Raw genomic sequence first — 19,131 nt, forward strand, 5'->3', positions numbered from 1 at the left:
TAGTGCGCTTACCATTTCTTATTCAGTACACGGTCGATGCTGAATGCGCCCGGTCCGGTAATGGCCAGCAGCAGGTAACCGCCAGCGATGGTCAGGTTTTTCATGAACATCAGGGAGTTCACGCCTTCCGCAAAGTTGCTGTGGAACAGGAACGCGGTCAACAGGGTAAAGCCTGCGGTGAACAGCGCGGTGGTCCGGGTCAGGAAACCGAACAGAATCGCCAGTCCGCCGCCGAATTCAAGGAGGATGGTCAGCGGCAGCAGCGCACCCGGTACGCCCATGGCTTCCATATACTGCTGGGTTCCCGCATAACCGGTGATTTTGCCCCATCCTGCAGTGATAAACAGAATCGGCATCAGAATGCGCGCTACCAGTACACCAACATCTTCTAATTTTTTCATTTCTTACTCCAGAAAACCCAAAGGGCGGCGGTTTTGTTTTTTAGCGCAATCCCGCGTAGTTACACGGTGTTGCTGTCGATGGAGAGGATAGTAGCGAGGCGGAGAGGGAATTGTTAGCAAGGAAAACTGTAGATCTAGTTCAAAGTTTCTGAGTAATCGGCAAGAGGGGGGGGGGCGAAAGATTCCTGAACGCGATAGATCACTACCGCTCCTGGTATAGGCCTGGCCAGGCGGATAAGAGGACTGGCTGACCGCGGATGGCGGCCAGGAGGCAAGCTGTTACGAACGGCGTTGCGTATCGGGCGGGGAAGTGGCAGAGCGGGGCGCCGGGAAAAGCGCCCGCGCTCCGGGCGGCTAGCGGACTGTCGACTGGCGCAGGATCCCGCGGACCAGCCGCCAGGTACTCCATAAACCCAGTCCGCGTTTGGTCCAGCGCATTAAAAAATGCGGGTGCCGTACGGACCACACGGCCATCAGACCGCTACCTACCATCAGCCACGAACGTAAACTGAGCAGCGTATGCCAGCCTCGGTCTAAGGGCGCAGTCGCATCCAGCCAGTGGCGGCGACAGGCGCTCAGCTCCAGCCGTTGCTGCTGGATCTGGCGCAGCAGTTGCGCCTTTTGCCGTTCACGCTCCTGTCGGCCATTCATGGTTTATCTTCCTCCAGAAGGGCACGGTCGTTCTCCAGCTCTTTCCGCGTCAGGCGCAGCAGCGTGGAGCGTCGCGCCTTACGTAAGGTAAGGATTCCGACAATCGCGGCGGCGAGTAGCAGCACGACGGTGGTGGCGATCATGACGTGCAGGCGGTACTGAGCGTCAACGGCCCAGATAACCAGCACCAGCAGACTCATGAGGCCAAACGCGGCAAATAGCAGCGTCAGTCCGGTCATGATCAGCAACTGGAAGAGGTTGGCTTTCTCCTCCTCCAGCTCCACGACGACCAGGCGCAGCCTTGTTTCCACCATTTCGACCAGCAGCGTAACGATACGCTGGCCAATGGAGAAGACGCGCTGACCCGGCCCCTGCGTGTGTTGTGTATTCGCCATAATCAGCGACGCGACAGCAGGACACCCAGCACCAGCCCGACGGCGGCGCCAATCCCGACCCCAGTCCACGGATTTTCGCGAACATAATCATCCGCTCGCGCGGCGGTCTCACGAGTTTGACGCAGAATCGCTTCGCTGGTCTCACCCAGGCGGGCGCGGCTCTCTTTCAGCGCGCTCTCCGCTTTACTGCGCAGTTTACCCATCTCTTCTTTCGACTTGTCCGCCGAGGAATTCAGTACTTCCTCCAGGGTGTCCGCCAGCGTTTTCAGTTCTGCACGAAGGTCGTCAGTCACATTCTCTTTAGCCATGTCGTTCTCCTGTAGCGTGGTCCGTATTGCGAAAGTTAATGGTGATTAGTAATCCCGAGACTCCAGCGTTTTCAACTCCTGTTGCGCTTCATTGAGTTTATGCTGGCGTTTGTTGATTTTGTCCGCATCGCCTTTCTTCCGGGCTTCCTGCAGATCGCGCTGACGTTCAGCGATCTCTTCCCGCTGTTTGGCAATTTTTTGCTGATGATCGGCTTTGAGTTTACTGTCGCTGCAGTTCTCCCGTACCTGACGTAGCGCGGTATTTAGCCCATCAATGCGACTTTGATTGTGATGCTTTTCGGCATAGCTGATCTCTCGTTGAATATCCTGCTCTTTTTCCTGGCAGGGAGAGGTGGCTATGGCGCTGGCGCTAAGTGAAGACAGGGCCAGAAGCAGAGCGATGCGGTGTTTCATGGATAGTACCTTCCATTGTCTTAGGGTATACCCGGAGGATAAACCCGTTCCCGTTGGTAAACGTGAATGCGTTGATTCACGCAGGTTTAAGCATAGTAACAAATGCGGGAAACCACCAGACTGCGTTGAAAACGCAGTCTGGTGGCCGTTTACCCGAGCCGATGCGGCGCGTCACGCAGGCGGGATAACCAGGCGGTGGGCGAGTTATCGTCCTCCAGCAAGGCGATAATATAACCATGTGGCAGAGCGCGACCGAGAACCTCTTTCGCCGCCGCGCCCTGGGCGGTGGAATCAAACTTAATCAGCAGGCCATCCTTTTGCGGCGTAATGCTCTTGAAGCGGATACCGTTAGCGTCGAGGTGATGCCAGACGGAGAAACCATCCGGCATACTGACGCCCTGGCCAACCGGACGGATCGCCAGCGTGGCCTCCTGCTGCTGCACCGCCAGCCAGAGCCAGAACAGCGAGCAGAGCAAAAGAGAGCCACCCAGCAGCCAGCTGAGCTGGCGCAGGGAAGGGCGTTTTATGACCATCATCAGCCCCGGCTTCTGTATTTTTTCTTCCACAGCACCACCAGCGAGCCGATCAGTCCGAAGACCAACAGCGCAACCGGCAGGAGCATCAGGCAGGACATCAGCTGATCTTCATACTTAAGGAATACCGGGGTTTTGCCCAGCAGATAGCCCAGCGAGGTCAGGATGAGCACCCACAGCAGGCCGCTCATCCAGTTAAAGAACTGAAAGCGGGCGTTATTGAGACCGGAAAGCCCGGCGATGGTCGGCAGCAGCGTGCGCACGAAGGCGATGAAGCGGCCGATCAGCAGCGCGGAGAGGCCATGCTTATGAAACAGGTGATGCGCGCGCTGATGATAGTGAGAGGGCAGATGCGACAGCCAGTTTTGCACGATCCGTGTGTTGCCTAGCCACCGCCCCTGGATGTAGCTCAGCCAGCAGCCGAGGCTGGCGGCGGCGGTGAGCAGCAGCAACGTTTCCGGAAAGCCCATCGCCCCTTTGGCGATCAGCACGCCCACGAGCACAAGCAGGCTGTCCCCCGGCAAAAACGCGGCAGGCAGTAACCCGTTCTCAAGGAACAAAATCATAAACAAGACAAAATACAGCATGCCAATCATGGAGGGATTCGCGAGCGTTTCGTAATCCTGAGCCCACAAGGCATTCAATAACTGGGTTAATAGTTCCATTCACGATTCCTGGTACATCGGTTAACGGCACGTCTGAGCGCGTGGCATGTAGGGCGACAAGATTTTTATGAGATTATGGTCGCTGCTTCGGCGCTCTGAACGCTTCCCTGTATAAAACTGAAGTAAGTCAATACCTACTCCCAGAACGGCAAAATGCATCTAATTGTAACAAATCGCCTGACTTTCCGTCAGAGAAATTGCAAGGTGTTGCTCGTTGATTTTGCTGATTGCGGCGATGTGAGGCGAGAGGATTTACACAGGCTGACACTATATATGTTTTGCTTACCTCAGCCTGCCTGGGGAACAGGCGCGCAGGGGCCGCGCGCCGGGGGGATAAAGGCTTATTTCGCGCCGTTGGCCGCCGTATCGAGATGAACCACCGGGTTTTCGGCAAATAAGTAGCGATCGGCATTAAATTCAAAGTCGTCGCTGGTTTCGTTAAACAGCATTTGCTTGGTATTTTCCAGATGCTGCCACATCGCCAGTTTGGCGGCGTTCGGATCTTTTCGCAGTAGAGCCTTCAGGATCTGATCGTGGTCGTCGCACCAGTTATCGACGGTGCGCAGGTCGATATGCTCATGCAGCTTTTTCCAGTACGGGTTATGCACGCGCTGGGTCCACATTTTTTCCACGATCGCCGCCAGGGCGCTATTCTGCGTGGCCAGCGCCACCTGGACGTGAAACTGCAGATCCCACTCGGAGTCGCGGAAACACTTCTCGTTGCGCGCTTTCTCCTGAATCTCCATCAGCTTCATGATGTCCTGCTTGGTCACCTGAGTGGCCGCGAATTCGGCGATATTGCTTTCAATAAGCTGCCGCGCCTGCAGCAGCTCAAAGGGGCCATAGTTGGCGAACTCAAGGCTTTCATCGGCCACTTGCTGGTATTTCGGATGGTTAGAGATGACGTGAATGCCCGACCCTTTGCGGACTTCGACATACCCTTCCACTTCCAGCATGATAATGGCTTCACGAACCACGGTGCGGCTAACGTTTTTTTCATCGGCGATAAAGCGCTCGGCGGGCAGCTTATCCCCTACAAGGTAGACACCTTGTTCGATGCGCGTCTTCAGCTCAGCGGCAAGCTGCTGATAAAGACGACGTGGTTCAATGATTTCCATATTCGCTCCCGCAAGATGGCGACAATATTCGATTTGTTATACCACTTTTACGCGATTTCCACCACTGGCAGGGATGAAAAAGCCGCCTGAGAAGGCGGCTTGGCAGGCGATCACCTCAGCATCAGCGTCTCTAACTCTGGGTGGCCGGTTTGCGGCTGCTAAGCGGCGGCGTGTCATCGTCAGCCGGTTTGTTTTTCAGCACCGTCCAGATGACCAGCGCGCCCAGCAGGTCAAAGACCGCCAGTACGGCAAACAGCGGGCTGAAGCCGATGGTGTCTGCCAGCGCGCCGACGACCAGGGCGAACATGGTGCTCGCCAGCCAGGCGGCCATCCCGGTCAGACCGTTGGCGGTAGCGACTTCGTTACGGCCAAAGACGTCGGAAGAGAGGGTAATCAACGCCCCGGACAGCGCCTGGTGAGCGAACCCGCCGATGCACAGCAGGGCAATCGCCACGTACGGGCTGGTGAACAGGCCGATCATCCCCGGGCCAATCATCAGCAGGGCGCCCATGGTGACCACCATTTTACGCGACACGATCAGATTGACGCCGAACCAGCGCTGGAACAGCGGCGGCAGGTATCCACCGACGATGCAGCCGAGGTCGGCGAACAGCATCGGCATCCAGGCGAACATGGCGATCTCTTTCAGGTTAAAGCCGTAAACCTTAAACATGAACAGCGGGATCCAGGCGTTAAAGGTACCCCAGGCCGGCTCGGCGAGAAAACGCGGCAGGGCGATACCCCAGAACTGACGGTTGCGCAGGATCTGCCACGGCGACATTTTCTTCGCGTTATTGGTCTGGTGTTGAGACTCCTGGCCGCCAATGATGTAGTCGCGTTCTTCGTCAGATAATTTCTTCTGATCGCGCGGGTGTTTGTAGAAGATCAGCCAGGCGATGGCCCAGGCGAAGCTCAGCACCCCGGAGATAATGAACGCCATCTGCCAGCTGTGCATGACAATCGCCCACACCACCAGCGGCGGCGCGATCATGGCGCCGATAGAGGAACCCACGTTGAAGTAGCCCACTGCGATAGAGCGCTCTTTCGCCGGGAACCATTCGGAGCTGGCTTTCAGCCCGGCGGGGATCATCGCCGCTTCCGCCGCGCCCACCGCGCCGCGGGCCAGCGCCAGGCCACCCCAGCTGCCGGCGAGGGCGGTCGAGCCACAGAATATCGCCCAGGCGATAGCGAAGAAGGCATAGCCGACTTTAGTCCCCAGAATATCAAGGACATAGCCTGCGACAGGCTGCATGACGGTATAGGCAGCGGAATAGGCTGCAATGATATAGGAGTACTGTTGGGTCGAAATGTGTAACTCTTCCATCAGCGTCGGCGCGGCCGCCGCCACGGTGTTACGGGTCAGGTAGCCCAGCACGGTGCCCAGCGTCACCAGTGCGATCATGTACCAACGTAACCCTTTAATTTTACGCATGTAAACCTCATCGTCTGTAATTTCTCCGCACCAGGTGCGGCCTCTCCTGACGGCGATACGCGGTCGGGAAAGCGAAACGGAGGGTTCAGGAGGGCGGTCCCCTCTGGCCCGAACCTTACCATCAGTTGTTATGTAAAAAGTCGGTATCCATTCCGTATAAGCCGATGCCATCAACACCGGTAAAGCATTCCGTCGGTTTATATGTTGCGACGGCAGAAAGATAACTTGTCATACAACTTTAAAAGTTGAGTGCTGTCACAAAAGTGGGAAAGTTAGTGTGGTCTTTATGACTGGCGAGGAAAGCCAGATACGGCGCGCCCTGGCGAGACGTTTGCCGCGGACAGGCGGTTTTTTTATCAGCGTTTATTGATCTAACTCACGAAAAACAGTTCGGTCTGTGGAAATTGGTGTGATAACTTTGTCAGCATTGTAGTCAATCATCTGAAAGGCTCCTGTTCCGGAGCGAAGAGGACACACGAATGACACCGTTTATGACCGAAGATTTTCTACTCGATAGCGAATTTGCCCGCCGCCTGTACCACGATTACGCGAAAGATCAGCCTATTTTCGACTACCATTGTCACCTTCCGCCGCAGCAGGTTGCCGAAAATTATCGTTTCAAAAATCTGTATGACATCTGGCTGAAAGGCGATCACTACAAATGGCGCGCAATGCGCACCAACGGCGTGCCGGAGCGTCTGTGTACCGGTGATGCCTCCGATCGCGAGAAATTTGACGCCTGGGCAGCTACCGTGCCTCACACGATTGGCAACCCGTTATACCACTGGACCCATTTAGAGCTGCGTCGCCCATTTGGTATTACAGGTAAGCTGCTGTCACCTTCCACCGCCGATGAGATCTGGGAACAGTGCAATGCGTTACTGGCGCAAGACGCCTTCTCCGCCCGCGGGATCATGAAGCAGATGAACGTGAAGATGGTCGGCACCACCGACGATCCGATTGATTCCCTGGAACACCATGCGGTTGTCGCCAAAGACACTTCATTTGATATCAAGGTGTTGCCGAGCTGGCGCCCGGATAAAGCGTTCAACATCGAGCAGGCGACCTTCAATGACTATATGGCTAAGCTGGGTGAAGTGTCCGACACCGATATTCGCCGTTTTGCTGACCTGCAAAGCGCGCTGACCAAACGTCTGGACCATTTTGCCGCTCACGGTTGCAAAGTCTCCGACCACGCCCTGGACGTAGTGCTGTTTGCGGAAGCGACCGATGCCGAGCTGGACGCCATTCTGGCGCGTCGCCTGGCTGGCGAAACCCTTAGCGAACGGGAAGTGGCGCAGTTCAAAACCGCGGTGCTGGTGTTCCTCGGCGCAGAGTATGCTCGTCGCGGCTGGGTGCAGCAGTACCACATCGGCGCGCTGCGCAATAACAACCTGCGTCAGTTCAAATTGTTAGGCCCGGACGTGGGCTTCGACTCGATCAACGATCGTCCAATGGCTGAAGAGCTGTCTAAGCTGCTGAGCAAGCAGAACGAAGAGAACCTGCTGCCGAAGACCATTCTCTACTGCCTGAACCCGCGCGATAACGAAGTGCTGGGCACCATGATCGGTAACTTCCAGGGCGAAGGGATGCCGGGCAAGATGCAGTTCGGCTCCGGCTGGTGGTTCAACGATCAGAAAGACGGCATGGAGCGGCAGATGACCCAGCTGGCGCAGCTCGGCCTGCTGAGCCGCTTTGTCGGGATGCTGACCGACAGCCGCAGCTTCCTCTCCTACACGCGCCACGAATACTTCCGCCGCATTCTGTGCCAGATGATCGGCCGTTGGGTGACCGCCGGCGAAGCGCCTGCGGATATCGCGCTGCTGGGCGAGATGGTGAAAAACATTTGCTTTAACAATGCGCGTGACTATTTCGCCATTGAACTGAACTAAGACCAGAGGTCGGTTGATATGCAATACATCAAAATCCATTCGCAGGATAACGTCGCGGTCGCGCTGGCGGATATGACGGCCGGTAGCGTGGTGACGATCGACAATGACCCGGTCACCCTCGGTCAGGATATCGTTCGCGGACACAAGTTTGCACTGCGCGCTATCGCGAAAGGGGAAAACGTCGTTAAGTATGGGCTGCCGATTGGCCATGCGCTGGCGGATATCGCTCCGGGCGAGCATGTCCATGCGCACAATACGCGCACCAATCTCAGCGACCTTGACGCGTATCGCTATCAACCGGAGCAGGTTGCCCAACCGCCGCAGCCAGCGGATCGCGACGTGCAGATTTATCGTCGCGCCAATGGTGACGTCGGCGTGCGCAATGAGCTGTGGATCCTGCCGACCGTCGGCTGCGTCAACGCCATGGCCCGCCAGATGCAGAACCGTTTTCTGAAAGAGGCAAACGGCGCTGAGGACATCGATGGAGTGCATCTCTTCAGCCATACCTATGGCTGCTCGCAGCTCGGGGACGATCACCTCAATACCCGCACCATGCTGCAGAATATGGTTCGCCATCCGAACGCCGGGGCGGTGCTGGTGGTGGGCCTTGGCTGTGAAAACAACCAGGTGGAGGCCTTTCGCGAAACGCTGGGCGAGTATGATCCGCAGCGCGTGCACTTTATGGTTTGTCAGCATCAGGACGATGAAGTGGAGGCGGGAGTGGCGCATCTCCACCAGCTGTATGACGTGATGCGTCAGGATAAACGTCAGCCGGGTAAGCTGAGCGAGCTGAAGTTTGGCCTCGAGTGCGGCGGGTCTGACGGCCTGTCCGGCATTACCGCCAACCCGATGCTGGGGCGCTTCTCAGACTATGTGATCGCCAACGGCGGCACCACCGTGCTGACCGAAGTGCCGGAGATGTTCGGCGCTGAACAGCTGCTGATGAGCCACTGCCGCGACGAAGCGACCTTCGACAAGCTGGTGACTATGGTCAATGACTTTAAGCAGTACTTTATCGCGCACGACCAGCCTATTTACGAAAACCCCTCGCCGGGCAACAAGGCCGGGGGGATCACCACCCTCGAGGATAAGTCGCTGGGCTGTACCCAGAAAGCGGGCTCCAGCCAGGTCGTGGATGTCCTGCGCTACGGCGAACGTCTGAAAGTTCATGGTCTGAACTTGCTGAGCGCGCCAGGCAATGATGCCGTCGCCACCAGCGCGCTGGCCGGCGCCGGCTGCCATATGGTGCTGTTCAGTACCGGCCGCGGCACGCCGTACGGCGGCTTTGTGCCGACGGTGAAGATCGCCACCAACAGCGAGCTGGCGGCAAAGAAAAAGCACTGGATCGACTTCGATGCCGGACAGCTGATCCACGGCAAAGCGATGCCACAGCTGCTGGAGGAGTTCGTGGATACCATTGTGGCTTTCGCCAACGGCAAACCGACCTGTAATGAGCAGAATGACTTCCGCGAGCTGGCCATCTTTAAAAGCGGTGTTACCCTGTAAAGGCGCATTCATATTGGCGCCCGGGCGGCGTTGATCGCGCATTGGCCTGATAGCGCAGCGTCATCGGGTAAGCAGCAGCGGCGTTTCAGCCTGTGAAGCGCCGTTTGTTTTTTCTCTCAGGGAGCTTTCATGACCGCGTATTGGCTGGCTCAGGGCGTCGGCGTTATCGCCTTTCTTATCGGCATTACCACCTTTATCAACCGCGACGAACGTCGCTTCAGGCTTCAGCTGGCGGTCTATAGCGCCGTTATCGGCGTCCATTTTTTCCTGATGGGCGCCGCGCCTGCCGGGATGAGCGCCGGGCTTAATGCGCTCCGCACGGTCATTTCCCTGCGCACCCGCAGCCTGTGGGTGATGACAGTCTTTATCCTGCTGACGTTGATCCTCGGCCTTGGCAAGCTGCAGCATGCTATGGAGCTGCTGCCGATTATTGGCACTGTCGCCAGCACCTGGGCGCTGTTTCGCTGTAAAGGGCTGACCGTCCGCTGCGTGATGTGGTGCTCCACCGCCTGCTGGGTGACGCATAACTTGTGGCTGGGTTCGATTGGCGGGACGCTGATTGAAGGCAGTTTCCTGATCGTCAACGGCCTGAATATCATTCGCTTCCGCCGGATGCAAAAGCGGGGTATCGATCCGTTCAGGGTTGAAAACGCGGTGCAGGAAGAGAGCCCCTCCGCGCGGTAGCGGAGGGGAAAGGCATTAACTGCGCAGGGCGTTTTTCGCCAGCTGGTCGTCTTCCGCCATGCAGGCGGCGGCGGTAAACAGGGCGTCGGTGGAGGAGTTCAGCGCGGTTTCGCAGGAATCCTGCAGCACGCCGATGATAAAGCCGACGGCAACCACCTGCATCGCCACATCGTTCGGAATACCAAACATATTACAGGCCAGCGGGATCAGCAGCAGCGAACCGCCCGCCACGCCGGAGGCGCCGCAGGCGCACAGCGAAGCGACCACGCTCAGCAACAGCGCCGTCGGCAGATCCACCGGAATGTTCAGCGTATGGACCGCCGCCAGCGTCAGCACGGTAATCGTGATTGCCGCGCCCGCCATATTGATGGTCGCCCCCAGCGGAATGGAGACCGAATAGGTATCGCGATCCAGGTTCAGCTTCTCGCATAGCGCCATATTCACCGGAATATTGGCGGCGGAGCTGCGGGTGAAAAACGCGTAGACGCCGCTTTCGCGCAGGCAGGTCAGCACCAGCGGATAGGGGTTACGGCGAATCTTCCAGAACACCAGCAGCGGGTTAATCACCAGCGCCACCAGCAGCATACAGCCCACCAGTACCAGCAGCAGCTGGGCGTAGCCCCACAGCGTTTCAAAACCGGTGGTCGCCAGGGTGGAAGAGACCAGGCCGAAGATCCCCAGCGGCGCAAAGCGGATCACCACTTTAACGATAAAGGTCACCGCGTGGGAGATATCGTTGATCAGGTTTTTCGTGGTGTCGTTACCATGGCGCAGGGCGAAGCCAAGCCCCACTGCCCACACCAGAATACCGATATAGTTGGCGTTCAGCAGGGCGTCGACCGGGTTGGACACCATGCTCATCAGCAGACTACGCAGCACCTCAACAATCCCCGACGGCGGCGTGATGCTGTCGGCGGCGGTGGTTAAGTGCAGAGTCGACGGAAAGAGAAAACTGAACAACACCGCGGTCAGCGCCGCGCTAAAGGTGCCCAGCAGATAGAGAAACAGAATAGGGCGAATACTGGTTTTTTGTCCGTGCTGATGGTTGGCGATCGAGGCCATGACGAGCATCAATACCAGCACCGGCGCTACCGCCTTTAACGCGCCGACGAACAGGGTCCCCAGCAGGCCGACGGCGATAGCCGCTGGCTTAGAGACCAGCGCCAGCAGCACGCCAAGCACCAGGCCGATTAAAATTTGTTTCACCAGGCTGCCTTGCGCCAGGCGGGAGAGCCACCCTGATGGGGGAGTGCGTGTTGTCATAATTCATTCCTTCCAGTGATGTAGCAAGCCATCCCAGCCACGTATTATTTGTTACGTTTATGTCAGGATGTAAATAGATGTTTGCATAGCCGAGTATACGGAAAGAAAGCCTGGCGGGAAGCGTAAAATACTGTGATTTTAATCTGGATCTTATTTTTTAACTACGCAGTAACATAATTGTGACATGAGCAGGCATTCTCGTTATGAGAAGGTCTGCTATAGCCGATTACCGCGCCGCCAGCGGGAGCCGACGGCGCGCCAGGCAGGTTATTCAGGCAGTTTGCGCTGCTTGTCGTGCTGCTTGTTGACCCAGGCGTTAATCAACAGCGTGACGGTCAGGATGCCGCCCACGACCCCCAGCGAGATGGCGACCGGGATATGGTAGAAGTCGACGATCAGCATCTTCACGCCAATAAACACCAGGATCACCGACAGGCCATATTTGAGCATCGAGAAGCGCTCAGCGACCCCCGCCAGCAGGAAGTACATGGCGCGCAGGCCGAGAATGGCAAACAGGTTCGAGGTCAGCACGATAAACGGGTCGGTAGTGACCGCGAAGATCGCCGGGATACTGTCGACGGCGAATATCACATCGCTCAGCTCGACCAGAATCAACACCAGCAGCAGCGGCGTGGCGAACAGCACCCCATTTTTACGGGTGAAGAAGCGCTCGCTCTCGATTTTATCGGTCATTCGCAGATGGCTGCGGATCCAGCGCACCAGCGGTTTGTCGCCGATGCCGGAATCGTCCTCTTTCGCCAGCGCCATCTTCACGCCGGTAAACAGCAGGAAGGCGCCGAAGACGTACAACAGCCAGTCGAACTGGGAGATAAGCCAGCTGCCGGCGAAGATCATAATGGTGCGCAGAACAATCGCCCCGAGGACGCCATACACCAGCACCCGGCGCTGCAGAGCAGGCGGCACGGCGAAGTAGCTGAACAGCATCAGCCAGACGAAGACGTTATCGACCGCCAGCGCTTTTTCAATCAGATAACCGGTGAGGAAGGCCAGGGCCTGCGGATCGGCGACGGCGCGGCCCTGGGTTTGCACCAGATACCACCAGAACGCGGCGTTGAACAACAGAGAAAGTGTGACCCAGAGGATAGACCAGCCAGCGGCCTGCTTCATGGTCATGCTATGCGAACCGCGTCGTCCCTGAAGCAGCAGGTCGATCGCCAACATGATCGCGACGACGACAGCGAATCCACCCCATAGCAACGGCGTGCCGACAGTATTCATTTGATATTCCTTACATAAAAACAAAAACGGCTGACGTCGGAAGACGGCAGCCGCTGCGCTTTTATGCATAGACCTCGCCTTCCGGCAAGGTCTCACTTACAACAACCAAAGTTCATCGCGATGGGCTTTGGTGATTGCCCGGCGACCGGATGCGGTATTACACGCATCGTAATGACGATCGGCCGGCAAGGAAGTTACTCCCCTTTGCTCGTAACAAAATATGTCACGAGGCGGTTTTCGTCAATGGCGGCCAGACGGGCCTTTACACTCTTTTACGCCAGCGGCTGCGTATCGGCCGGGAAGATCACCCCGGTCTGGCGACGAATTTCGCTCGACAGTTTCGCCGTGATACGGCTCACAGCCAGGCCCGGATGGTCGACATCCTCTGTTTCCACCAGCCGCGCGAAGGTCTCCGCCTCATACAGCATAGTATTGATATGCTGCGGCTGCGTCAGGTCCTGGGCTTTGCCGCCGCGCGGCACAAACGCCAGCTTCTGGCACTCGGAGATTTTTTCGATCACCAGTACCCCCTCTTCCCCCTGAATTTCGCTGGGGATCGCCGAGTCGCTCACCTTGGAGTGATGCAGCGTCACGTCGAAGTCGTCATAGCTCAGCACCACGGTGCCCTGGGCGTCCACGCCGCTGTCCAGCAGGCTGGCGGTGGCATGAACGGCCCGCGGTTCGCCCCACAGCGCCACAGCGGACGCCAGGCAATAGAAGCCGATATCCATAATCGAACCGTTGGAGAACGCCGGATTAAAGGTGTTGGGGTTTTCGCCGTCGAGGTAGCGCTGGTAGCGCGAAGAGTACTGGCAGTAGTTAATGAAAGCTTTACGCAGTTTACCCACTTTGCCGAGGGTTTCCTTCAGCAGCAGAAAGTTGGGCAGGCTGGCGGTTTTGAAGGCTTCAAACAGCACCACGTTGTTGGCTTTCGCCACCGCGATGGCCGCCTCGACCTCCTGCAGATTCGACGCCAGCGGTTTTTCGCAAATGACGTGCTTTTTGTGGCTCAGGAACAGCCGCGTCTGCGGGAAGTGCAGGGAGTTCGGGCTGGCGATATACACCGCGTCAATGGCGTCGCTTTGCGCCAGCGACTCCAGCGAGGTAAACAGATGCTCGACCGGATAGTCATTGGCGAAGGCTTGCGCCTGTTCGAGGCTGCGGGAGTAGATGGCGGTAAGTTTATATTTGCCGGTTTCATGGGCGGCATCGACAAACTGCTTAGTGATCCAGTTTGTGCCAACAACTGCGAAACGTATCATAAACGGTGACGAACTCCATTAAAGGGAACCTGTCGTCACTCTATCATGCCCCCATGACAAAACCAGTGCGTGACTACGCAGAACGATTTAACGAAAGGTGCGTCAGCCACAGGCGGGTGTCGAACTCCAGCTGGTGGTACTGCGGCTCCATATGGCAGCACAGCTGGTAGAAGGCTTTGTTGTGCTCCTTCTCTTTCAGATGCGCCAGTTCATGGACCACGATCATCCGCAAAAAGTCCTCCGGCGCGTCGCGAAATACCGTCGCCACGCGGATCTCCGCTTTGGCTTTCAGCTTGCCGCCCTGAACGCGGGAAATGGCGGTATGCAGGCCGAGCGCATTGTTCAGCACGTGGATCTTACTGTCATACATCACTTTGTTGATCGGCGCCGCGCCGCGCAGAAAGCGGTTTTTCAAATCCTGGGTGTACTGATATAGCGCTTTATCGCTGTTAACGTCGTGCCCATGCGGATAGCGCTTTTGCAGCACCTCGCCGAGGCGGTCTTGCTCGATTAACGTGGTCACCTGCGCCAGCAGCGATTCAGGATAGCCCTGTAAATAAATGAGTTTTGTCATCGTCTTATCATTATGTCTGTCAGGAGGGCAGTTCAGCCACGGTCATGGTAAAGACCAGCGGCGCGGGTCCCGCATTCCGGTACCCGTGCTCTGTTTCGGTACGGGCCACCGCGGATTCCCCGGCCGCCACCGTGCGGCAGGTCTCGCCAAGCGTCAGCGTCAGCGCGCCGGCTTCCACGTGCAGCAGCTCGAAGGTCGTCGCCGGATGGCCGGGCGAGGTAAAGGCTTCGCCGGGCTGCATCTCCCAGCGCCACAGCTCTATCATATTCGGCCCGGCGGTGCCGGCGAGGAGCCTGGCGCTGCCCCCCAGCGGCCCTTGCCAGAGGGTGGGGATCTGCTCGGCGGGAATAATATGCAACGCGGGTTCGCTAGCCACATTGACAATATCCGCCACCGAGACGCCCAGCGCGGCGGCGAGTTTGCAGAGGATCGCAATGCTGGGGTTGGCGGCCTCTTTTTCCATCTCGACCAGCATGCCTTTGCTGATGCTGGCCCGGCGCGACAGCTCGTCCAGCGACATTTTTTTCGCTTTACGGTAGGCCTTCAGCCGCGTGGCGACGGCGCGACTTACCTGGTCGACATCAGATCCTGAATCGGTCGTTATATTGACTTTTACGTTCATTGGTCACTATGATGAAACAAATTGGTCATTACAGGATTATCGAATGCGTAGCGTAACGCCGTCAATCGAATCTGCGGTCAGCCGCCTGGCGCCGGGCTTTCGGGCATTAAGTATTGTGGTGGAGAGCGCGCCGGTGGCCAATCCCGCCGTCGCGGAACAGGCGCTGGCCGAGGCCTGCCAGGCGGTGCAGCAGGATGATGTGCCCTGGGCGCAAGCGCACCTGGCAGCATGGGATGAAGCGTTCAGCGCCTTCGGCGCGAAGGCGAAACGTACCCCCTGTTCGGCGCAGGCGCTGCGCAAGCGGGTGCTGAAAGAGGGGAGCCTGCCGGCCATCGATCCGGTAGTGGATATCTACAACGCGATCAGCATTCGCTATGCCGTCCCGGTCGGTGGGGAAAATCTGGCCGCCTACCGTGGCGAACCGCGGCTGGCCATTGCCCGCGGCGATGAGCCATTCGATACGCTAAAATCGGCGGAGCCGGTGGTGGAATATCCGGAGCCGGGCGAAGTCATCTGGCGGGATGATATAGGCGTAACCTGCCGACGCTGGAACTGGCGACAGGGCGTACGTACCCGGCTGGACAGCGGCGCGCAGACGATGTGGTTTATTCTCGAAAGCCTGCCGGCGATGCCGTTGTCGGCCCTGCAAGAGGCGGGAGAGCGGCTGGTAGGCTATCTGCAGCAGCTGATGCCCGGTGCCCGCGCGTCGATAACGCTGCTGCAAGCCGATGACGAGGGCGATCTACGCTGAGCGGCGATGATCAGCGATCTCTCTTCAACTGGACAGGATTTGCGTATAAACTCGCGGGTTTTACTATTCCGGAGGCGGAGAGGCGATGAGCCAGGCAGAGTTAAACGGTGAGTTATTCACATTAGAGCGGTTCCCACCTAACGCTGAAGAAGAAGCGCTTCAGGCGTGGGAAGCGGCGGATGAATATCTGCTGCAACAGGTGAATGACGTCGACGGCCTGACGCTCATCTTCAACGACGGCTTCGGCGCGCTCGCCTGCGCGCTGGCGGAGCGCAACCCCGTCAGCATCAACGATTCCTTTATTTCCGAGCTGGCGACCCGCCACAACCTGCGGATGAACGGCATTGATGAAGAGAGCGTGCGCTTTCAGGATAGCCTGAGCCCGCTGCCGGCCGCGCCGGCGCTGGTGCTGATTAAGGTGCCAAAGCAGCTGGCGCTGCTGGAACAGCAGCTGCGCGCCCTGCGCCAAGTGGTGACGCCGGAAACCCGTATTATCGCCGCGGCGAAAGCCCGCGATGTGCATAACTCGACGCTGGCGCTGTTTGAAAAAATTCTCGGTACCACCACCACCTCGCTGGCATGGAAAAAAGCGCGTCTGATCCACTGCGTTTTCACCGCCCCTGAGCTGGCCGATGCGCCGCAAACCTACAGCTGGAAGCTGGACGGCACGCCGTGGACCATCCACAACCATGCCAACGTTTTTGCCCGCAGCGGTCTGGATATCGGCGCGCGCTTCTTCCTGCAGCATTTACCGTCAAATTTAGAAGGCGAGATCGCCGATCTCGGCTGCGGCAACGGGGTGATTGGCCTGCAGGCGCTGGCGCAGAACCCGAACGCGCGGGTCATGTTCACCGATGAGTCGCACATGGCGGTGGCTTCCAGCCGGTTGAACGTCGAGCACAACCTGCCGGACGATATCGACCGCTGTGAATTTATGGTCAACAACTCGCTCTCCGGCATTGAGCCGGACCGCTTTACGGCGATCCTGTGCAATCCGCCGTTCCATCAGCAGCACGCCATTACCGACCATATTGCCTGGCAGATGTTTAACGACGCCCGCCGCAGCCTGAAATACGGCGGCGAGCTGTACGTCGTCGGCAACCGCCACCTCGATTACTTCCGTAAGCTGAAGCGCGCGTTTGGTAATTGCACGACGATTGCGACGAACAATAAGTTCGTCATTTTGAAAGCGACCAAGGTGCGTAAGCAGCGCTGATGCTTGTCGCAGTTTACCCGGCTTGCGGCTGTCGCCTTAGCCGGGCTAGCGTGCGGGATTATCGTGGTAGCCCGGGGAAGGCGCATCGCGCCGCCCCCGGGACACGGCTAAATCGTCAGCGCCAGCTTCGTGCCCTGGGCAATCGCCCGGCGCGCATCCAGCTCCGCCGCCACGTCGCAGCCGCCGATCAAATGCACCGTTTTCCCTGCCTCGCGCAGCGGTTCCGCCAGCTCGCGGCGCGGCTCCTGACCGGCGCAGACAATCACATGATCCACCGCCAGCAGCTGGCGTTCACCGCCGATAGTCACATGTAACCCCTCATCATCGATCTTCTCATAGCTGACCCCCGGGATCATTTTCACGCCGCGCGCCAGCAGCGTCGCGCGATGGATCCAGCCGGTGGTTTTGCCGAGCCCTTCGCCCGGTTTGCTCGCTTTGCGCTGCAGCATCACAATTTGTCGCGGGCTTTGACTCAGTTGCGGGCCCTCAGGACTCAGCCCTCCCGCCGTTTGCAGGCTGGTATCGATACCCCATTCGCGGCAGAACTCGCCGATATCCTGGCTGGTGGCCACGCCCGACTGGCTTAGGTACATCGCGGTGTCGAAGCCGATGCCGCCGCAGCCGATGATCGCCACCTTCGCGCCAACCGGCGCTTTGTCGCGCAAGACATCCAGGTAGCTGAGCACCTTGGGGTGATCGATCCCGGCGATCGCCGGCAGGCGCGGGGCGATACCGGTGGCGAGGATCGTCTCATCGAAAGCCAGCAGATCATCTGCCGTAACGCGGGTGTTCAGGCGCAGATCGACGCCGTTAAGATCGAGCATGGTGCGGTAGTAACGCAGCGTCTCGTGGAACTCCTCTTTGCCAGGGATCTGTTTGGCGATATTAAACTGGCCGCCGATCTCCGGCAGCGCATCGAACAACGTGACCTGATGGCCACGGGCGGCGGCGTTAACGGCAAAGGCCAGACCGGCCGGCCCGGCGCCGACCACCGCCAGCCGTTTAGGCGCGTTGGCAGGCAGGACCGGCATCAGGGTTTCATGACAGGCGCGCGGGTTGACCAGACAGGAGGTGACTTTGCCGACGAAGATCCGATCGAGACACGCCTGGTTGCAGCCGATGCAGGTGTTGATCTGATCGGCACGATCGTTCTGCGCTTTTGACATAAATTCGGCGTCGGCGAGGAACGGGCGGGCCATCGATACCATATCGGCATCGCCGCGGGCGAGAATATCCTCCGCGACCTGCGGATCGTTGATGCGGTTGGTGGTGATCAGCGGGATCGACACCGCGCCTTTCAGCTTGCGGGTGACCCAGCTAAAGGCGCCGCGCGGTACCGGCGTGGCGATGGTTGGAATGCGCGCTTCGTGCCAGCCGATCCCGGTGTTGATGATGGTCGCTCCCGCCGCTTCAATCGCTTTGGCCAGTTCAGTGACTTCCGCCAGCGTGCTGCCGTCGTTGACCAGATCGAGCATCGATAGGCGGTAGATGATAATGAAATCGTGACCGGCGCGCTGGCGCACGGCCTTGACCACTTCAACGGCGAATCGCATACGGCGCGCGTAATCGCCGCCCCATTGATCGCTGCGCTGGTTAGTGCGCGCGGCGAGGAATTCGTTAATCAGATAGCCCTCAGAGCCCATCACCTCGACGCCGTCATAGCCCGCTTCCCGCGCCAGCTGGGCGCAGTGGGCAAAATCATCGATCAGCGTGAGGATCTCGTCGTGGCTCAGCTCATGAGGGGTGAACCGGTTTATCGGCGCCTGCAGAGGCGAAGGGGCGACCAGCGCGGGCTGGTAGCTGTAGCGCCCGGTGTGCAGGATCTGCAGGGCGATTTTACCGCCTTCCTGATGTACCGCGTCGGTGATCTGGCGATGATGCGCCAGATGGCTGGCATCGTTGAGCACCGCGCCGCCGGCCATGGTCACCCCGGACGGGGCGGGAGCGATGCCGCCGGTGACGATCAGCGCCACGCCGTGACGCGCGCGCTCGGCGTAAAAGGCCGCTAACCGCTGCGCGCCGTCGGGCAGTTCTTCCAGACCGGTATGCATGGAGCCCATCAACACGCGGTTTTTAAGGGTGGTGAAGCCCAGCTCAAGCGGGGCGAAAAGCGACGGATAGCGGCTCATAATGGCTTCCAATGTAAAATTATTGTTATGTGGTCGGATGAGTTACTAATTTAGCCGTCGTGGAGAAAAAGGGAAA

20 protein-coding genes are annotated in these 19,131 nt (G+C 58.4%); 5 read left to right on the plus strand and 15 right to left on the minus strand.

Features of this window, described 5'->3' with window-relative positions; genetic code table 11:
- Positions 1-8: 8 nt before the first annotated feature.
- The 9 genes from KHQ24_RS15430 to KHQ24_RS15470 form a co-directional block, all read right to left on the minus strand.
- Complete coding sequence (locus KHQ24_RS15430) at positions 9-401, minus strand: DoxX family protein (RefSeq protein ID WP_002917920.1); 393 nt, start codon at positions 399-401, stop codon at positions 9-11.
- A gap of 354 nt (positions 402-755) precedes the next feature.
- The gene (locus KHQ24_RS15435) at positions 756-1,052 is read right to left on the minus strand and encodes a YqjK-like family protein (protein ID WP_017900664.1); all 297 of its coding nucleotides are present in this window, start codon (positions 1,050-1,052) and stop codon (positions 756-758) included.
- Positions 1,049-1,447 carry a phage holin family protein gene (locus KHQ24_RS15440; RefSeq protein ID WP_004206125.1) on the minus strand — a complete coding sequence of 133 codons (399 nt, stop codon included), beginning with the start codon at positions 1,445-1,447 and terminating at the stop codon, positions 1,049-1,051. Before KHQ24_RS15440 ends, KHQ24_RS15435 begins: the two co-directional genes overlap by 4 nt.
- A 2-nt stretch (positions 1,448-1,449) precedes the next feature.
- A complete protein-coding gene (locus KHQ24_RS15445) occupies positions 1,450-1,755 on the minus strand; it encodes a DUF883 family protein (RefSeq protein WP_002917916.1) in 306 nt (101 codons plus the stop codon).
- 45 nt (positions 1,756-1,800) lie between these two features.
- Complete coding sequence (locus tag KHQ24_RS15450) at positions 1,801-2,169, minus strand: DUF1090 domain-containing protein (protein ID WP_064178185.1); 369 nt, start codon at positions 2,167-2,169, stop codon at positions 1,801-1,803.
- Between the two features lie 149 nt (positions 2,170-2,318).
- On the minus strand, positions 2,319-2,696 hold the full coding sequence (gene mzrA / locus KHQ24_RS15455; RefSeq protein WP_074186567.1) for an EnvZ/OmpR regulon moderator MzrA: 378 nt from the start codon (positions 2,694-2,696) through the stop codon (positions 2,319-2,321).
- A gap of 8 nt (positions 2,697-2,704) precedes the next feature.
- Complete coding sequence (gene yqjA / locus KHQ24_RS15460) at positions 2,705-3,367, minus strand: DedA family general envelope maintenance protein YqjA (RefSeq protein WP_004206121.1); 663 nt, start codon at positions 3,365-3,367, stop codon at positions 2,705-2,707.
- A gap of 341 nt (positions 3,368-3,708) precedes the next feature.
- Positions 3,709-4,485, minus strand: a complete 777-nt coding sequence (exuR, locus tag KHQ24_RS15465) for a transcriptional regulator ExuR (RefSeq protein WP_004206120.1) — start codon at positions 4,483-4,485, stop codon at positions 3,709-3,711.
- Between the two features lie 130 nt (positions 4,486-4,615).
- Complete coding sequence (locus tag KHQ24_RS15470; RefSeq protein WP_004206119.1) at positions 4,616-5,917, minus strand: MFS transporter; 1,302 nt, start codon at positions 5,915-5,917, stop codon at positions 4,616-4,618.
- Between the two features lie 479 nt (positions 5,918-6,396).
- Between KHQ24_RS15470 and uxaC the strand changes: the two genes are divergently transcribed.
- The 3 genes from uxaC (at position 6,397) to KHQ24_RS15485 (ending at position 9,999) form a co-directional block, all read left to right on the plus strand.
- Complete coding sequence (gene uxaC, locus KHQ24_RS15475) at positions 6,397-7,809, plus strand: glucuronate isomerase (protein WP_004206118.1); 1,413 nt, start codon at positions 6,397-6,399, stop codon at positions 7,807-7,809.
- A gap of 18 nt (positions 7,810-7,827) precedes the next feature.
- Entirely contained in the window at positions 7,828-9,315 is a 1,488-nt protein-coding gene (locus tag KHQ24_RS15480) for a UxaA family hydrolase (protein WP_004206117.1), read from the plus strand.
- A gap of 129 nt (positions 9,316-9,444) precedes the next feature.
- Positions 9,445-9,999, plus strand: coding sequence for a YgjV family protein (locus KHQ24_RS15485; protein WP_004206116.1), 555 nt, complete (start codon positions 9,445-9,447; stop codon positions 9,997-9,999).
- Between the two features lie 15 nt (positions 10,000-10,014).
- Here KHQ24_RS15485 and sstT read toward each other — a convergent pair whose 3' ends face one another.
- The 5 genes from sstT to KHQ24_RS15510 all read right to left on the minus strand — a co-directional run bounded on the left by sstT (position 10,015) and on the right by KHQ24_RS15510 (position 14,959).
- Positions 10,015-11,262: a serine/threonine transporter SstT gene (gene sstT / locus KHQ24_RS15490; protein WP_004206115.1), complete on the minus strand. Its 1,248-nt coding sequence runs from the start codon at positions 11,260-11,262 to the stop codon at positions 10,015-10,017.
- A gap of 267 nt (positions 11,263-11,529) precedes the next feature.
- Positions 11,530-12,501, minus strand: coding sequence for a TerC family protein (locus KHQ24_RS15495; RefSeq protein ID WP_004188496.1), 972 nt, complete (start codon positions 12,499-12,501; stop codon positions 11,530-11,532).
- A 272-nt stretch (positions 12,502-12,773) separates the two neighbouring features.
- Positions 12,774-13,763, minus strand: a complete 990-nt coding sequence (locus KHQ24_RS15500) for a Gfo/Idh/MocA family protein (RefSeq protein ID WP_043520968.1) — start codon at positions 13,761-13,763, stop codon at positions 12,774-12,776.
- A 73-nt stretch (positions 13,764-13,836) separates the two neighbouring features.
- Complete coding sequence (locus KHQ24_RS15505; RefSeq protein ID WP_062913589.1) at positions 13,837-14,337, minus strand: M48 family metallopeptidase; 501 nt, start codon at positions 14,335-14,337, stop codon at positions 13,837-13,839.
- 19 nt (positions 14,338-14,356) lie between these two features.
- Positions 14,357-14,959 (minus strand): helix-turn-helix domain-containing protein, encoded by a 603-nt coding sequence (locus KHQ24_RS15510; protein WP_043520967.1) that lies wholly within the window; start codon positions 14,957-14,959, stop codon positions 14,357-14,359.
- A gap of 43 nt (positions 14,960-15,002) precedes the next feature.
- Here KHQ24_RS15510 and KHQ24_RS15515 point away from each other — a divergent pair, with 43 nt between their 5' ends.
- Both KHQ24_RS15515 and rlmG read left to right on the plus strand, forming a co-directional pair.
- Positions 15,003-15,710, plus strand: a complete 708-nt coding sequence (locus KHQ24_RS15515) for a B3/4 domain-containing protein (RefSeq protein ID WP_065903892.1) — start codon at positions 15,003-15,005, stop codon at positions 15,708-15,710.
- Between the two features lie 85 nt (positions 15,711-15,795).
- Positions 15,796-16,926, plus strand: a complete 1,131-nt coding sequence (gene rlmG / locus KHQ24_RS15520; protein ID WP_048295620.1) for a 23S rRNA (guanine(1835)-N(2))-methyltransferase RlmG — start codon at positions 15,796-15,798, stop codon at positions 16,924-16,926.
- A 107-nt stretch (positions 16,927-17,033) separates the two neighbouring features.
- Here rlmG and KHQ24_RS15525 read toward each other — a convergent pair whose 3' ends face one another.
- On the minus strand, positions 17,034-19,055 hold the full coding sequence (locus KHQ24_RS15525; RefSeq protein WP_211777346.1) for an NADPH-dependent 2,4-dienoyl-CoA reductase: 2,022 nt from the start codon (positions 19,053-19,055) through the stop codon (positions 17,034-17,036).
- Positions 19,056-19,131: the final 76 nt, after the last annotated feature.

It is taken from the genome of Klebsiella sp. 54, from assembly GCF_018223875.1.
Lineage (GTDB): Bacteria > Pseudomonadota > Gammaproteobacteria > Enterobacterales > Enterobacteriaceae > Klebsiella > Klebsiella quasipneumoniae.

Bases quoted from the DNA above. Each gene is read 5' to 3' on its own strand.
- KHQ24_RS15525 (WP_211777346.1), bottom strand. From the start codon at position 19,055: ATGAGCCGCTATCCGTCGCTTTTCGCCCCGCTTGAGCTGGGCTTCACC.
- sstT (WP_004206115.1), bottom strand. From the start codon at position 11,262: ATGACAACACGCACTCCCCCATCAGGGTGGCTCTCCCGCCTGGCGCAA.
- yqjA (WP_004206121.1), bottom strand. From the start codon at position 3,367: ATGGAACTATTAACCCAGTTATTGAATGCCTTGTGGGCTCAGGATTAC.
- KHQ24_RS15480 (WP_004206117.1), top strand. From the start codon at position 7,828: ATGCAATACATCAAAATCCATTCGCAGGATAACGTCGCGGTCGCGCTG.
- rlmG (WP_048295620.1), top strand. From the start codon at position 15,796: ATGAGCCAGGCAGAGTTAAACGGTGAGTTATTCACATTAGAGCGGTTC.
- KHQ24_RS15510 (WP_043520967.1), bottom strand. From the start codon at position 14,959: ATGAACGTAAAAGTCAATATAACGACCGATTCAGGATCTGATGTCGAC.
- KHQ24_RS15470 (WP_004206119.1), bottom strand. From the start codon at position 5,917: ATGCGTAAAATTAAAGGGTTACGTTGGTACATGATCGCACTGGTGACG.
- KHQ24_RS15515 (WP_065903892.1), top strand. From the start codon at position 15,003: ATGCGTAGCGTAACGCCGTCAATCGAATCTGCGGTCAGCCGCCTGGCG.
- KHQ24_RS15440 (WP_004206125.1), bottom strand. From the start codon at position 1,447: ATGGCGAATACACAACACACGCAGGGGCCGGGTCAGCGCGTCTTCTCC.
- KHQ24_RS15450 (WP_064178185.1), bottom strand. From the start codon at position 2,169: ATGAAACACCGCATCGCTCTGCTTCTGGCCCTGTCTTCACTTAGCGCC.
- KHQ24_RS15430 (WP_002917920.1), bottom strand. From the start codon at position 401: ATGAAAAAATTAGAAGATGTTGGTGTACTGGTAGCGCGCATTCTGATG.
- KHQ24_RS15435 (WP_017900664.1), bottom strand. From the start codon at position 1,052: ATGAATGGCCGACAGGAGCGTGAACGGCAAAAGGCGCAACTGCTGCGC.
- exuR (WP_004206120.1), bottom strand. From the start codon at position 4,485: ATGGAAATCATTGAACCACGTCGTCTTTATCAGCAGCTTGCCGCTGAG.
- KHQ24_RS15485 (WP_004206116.1), top strand. From the start codon at position 9,445: ATGACCGCGTATTGGCTGGCTCAGGGCGTCGGCGTTATCGCCTTTCTT.
- KHQ24_RS15445 (WP_002917916.1), bottom strand. From the start codon at position 1,755: ATGGCTAAAGAGAATGTGACTGACGACCTTCGTGCAGAACTGAAAACG.
- KHQ24_RS15500 (WP_043520968.1), bottom strand. From the start codon at position 13,763: ATGATACGTTTCGCAGTTGTTGGCACAAACTGGATCACTAAGCAGTTT.
- KHQ24_RS15505 (WP_062913589.1), bottom strand. From the start codon at position 14,337: ATGACAAAACTCATTTATTTACAGGGCTATCCTGAATCGCTGCTGGCG.
- uxaC (WP_004206118.1), top strand. From the start codon at position 6,397: ATGACACCGTTTATGACCGAAGATTTTCTACTCGATAGCGAATTTGCC.
- KHQ24_RS15495 (WP_004188496.1), bottom strand. From the start codon at position 12,501: ATGAATACTGTCGGCACGCCGTTGCTATGGGGTGGATTCGCTGTCGTC.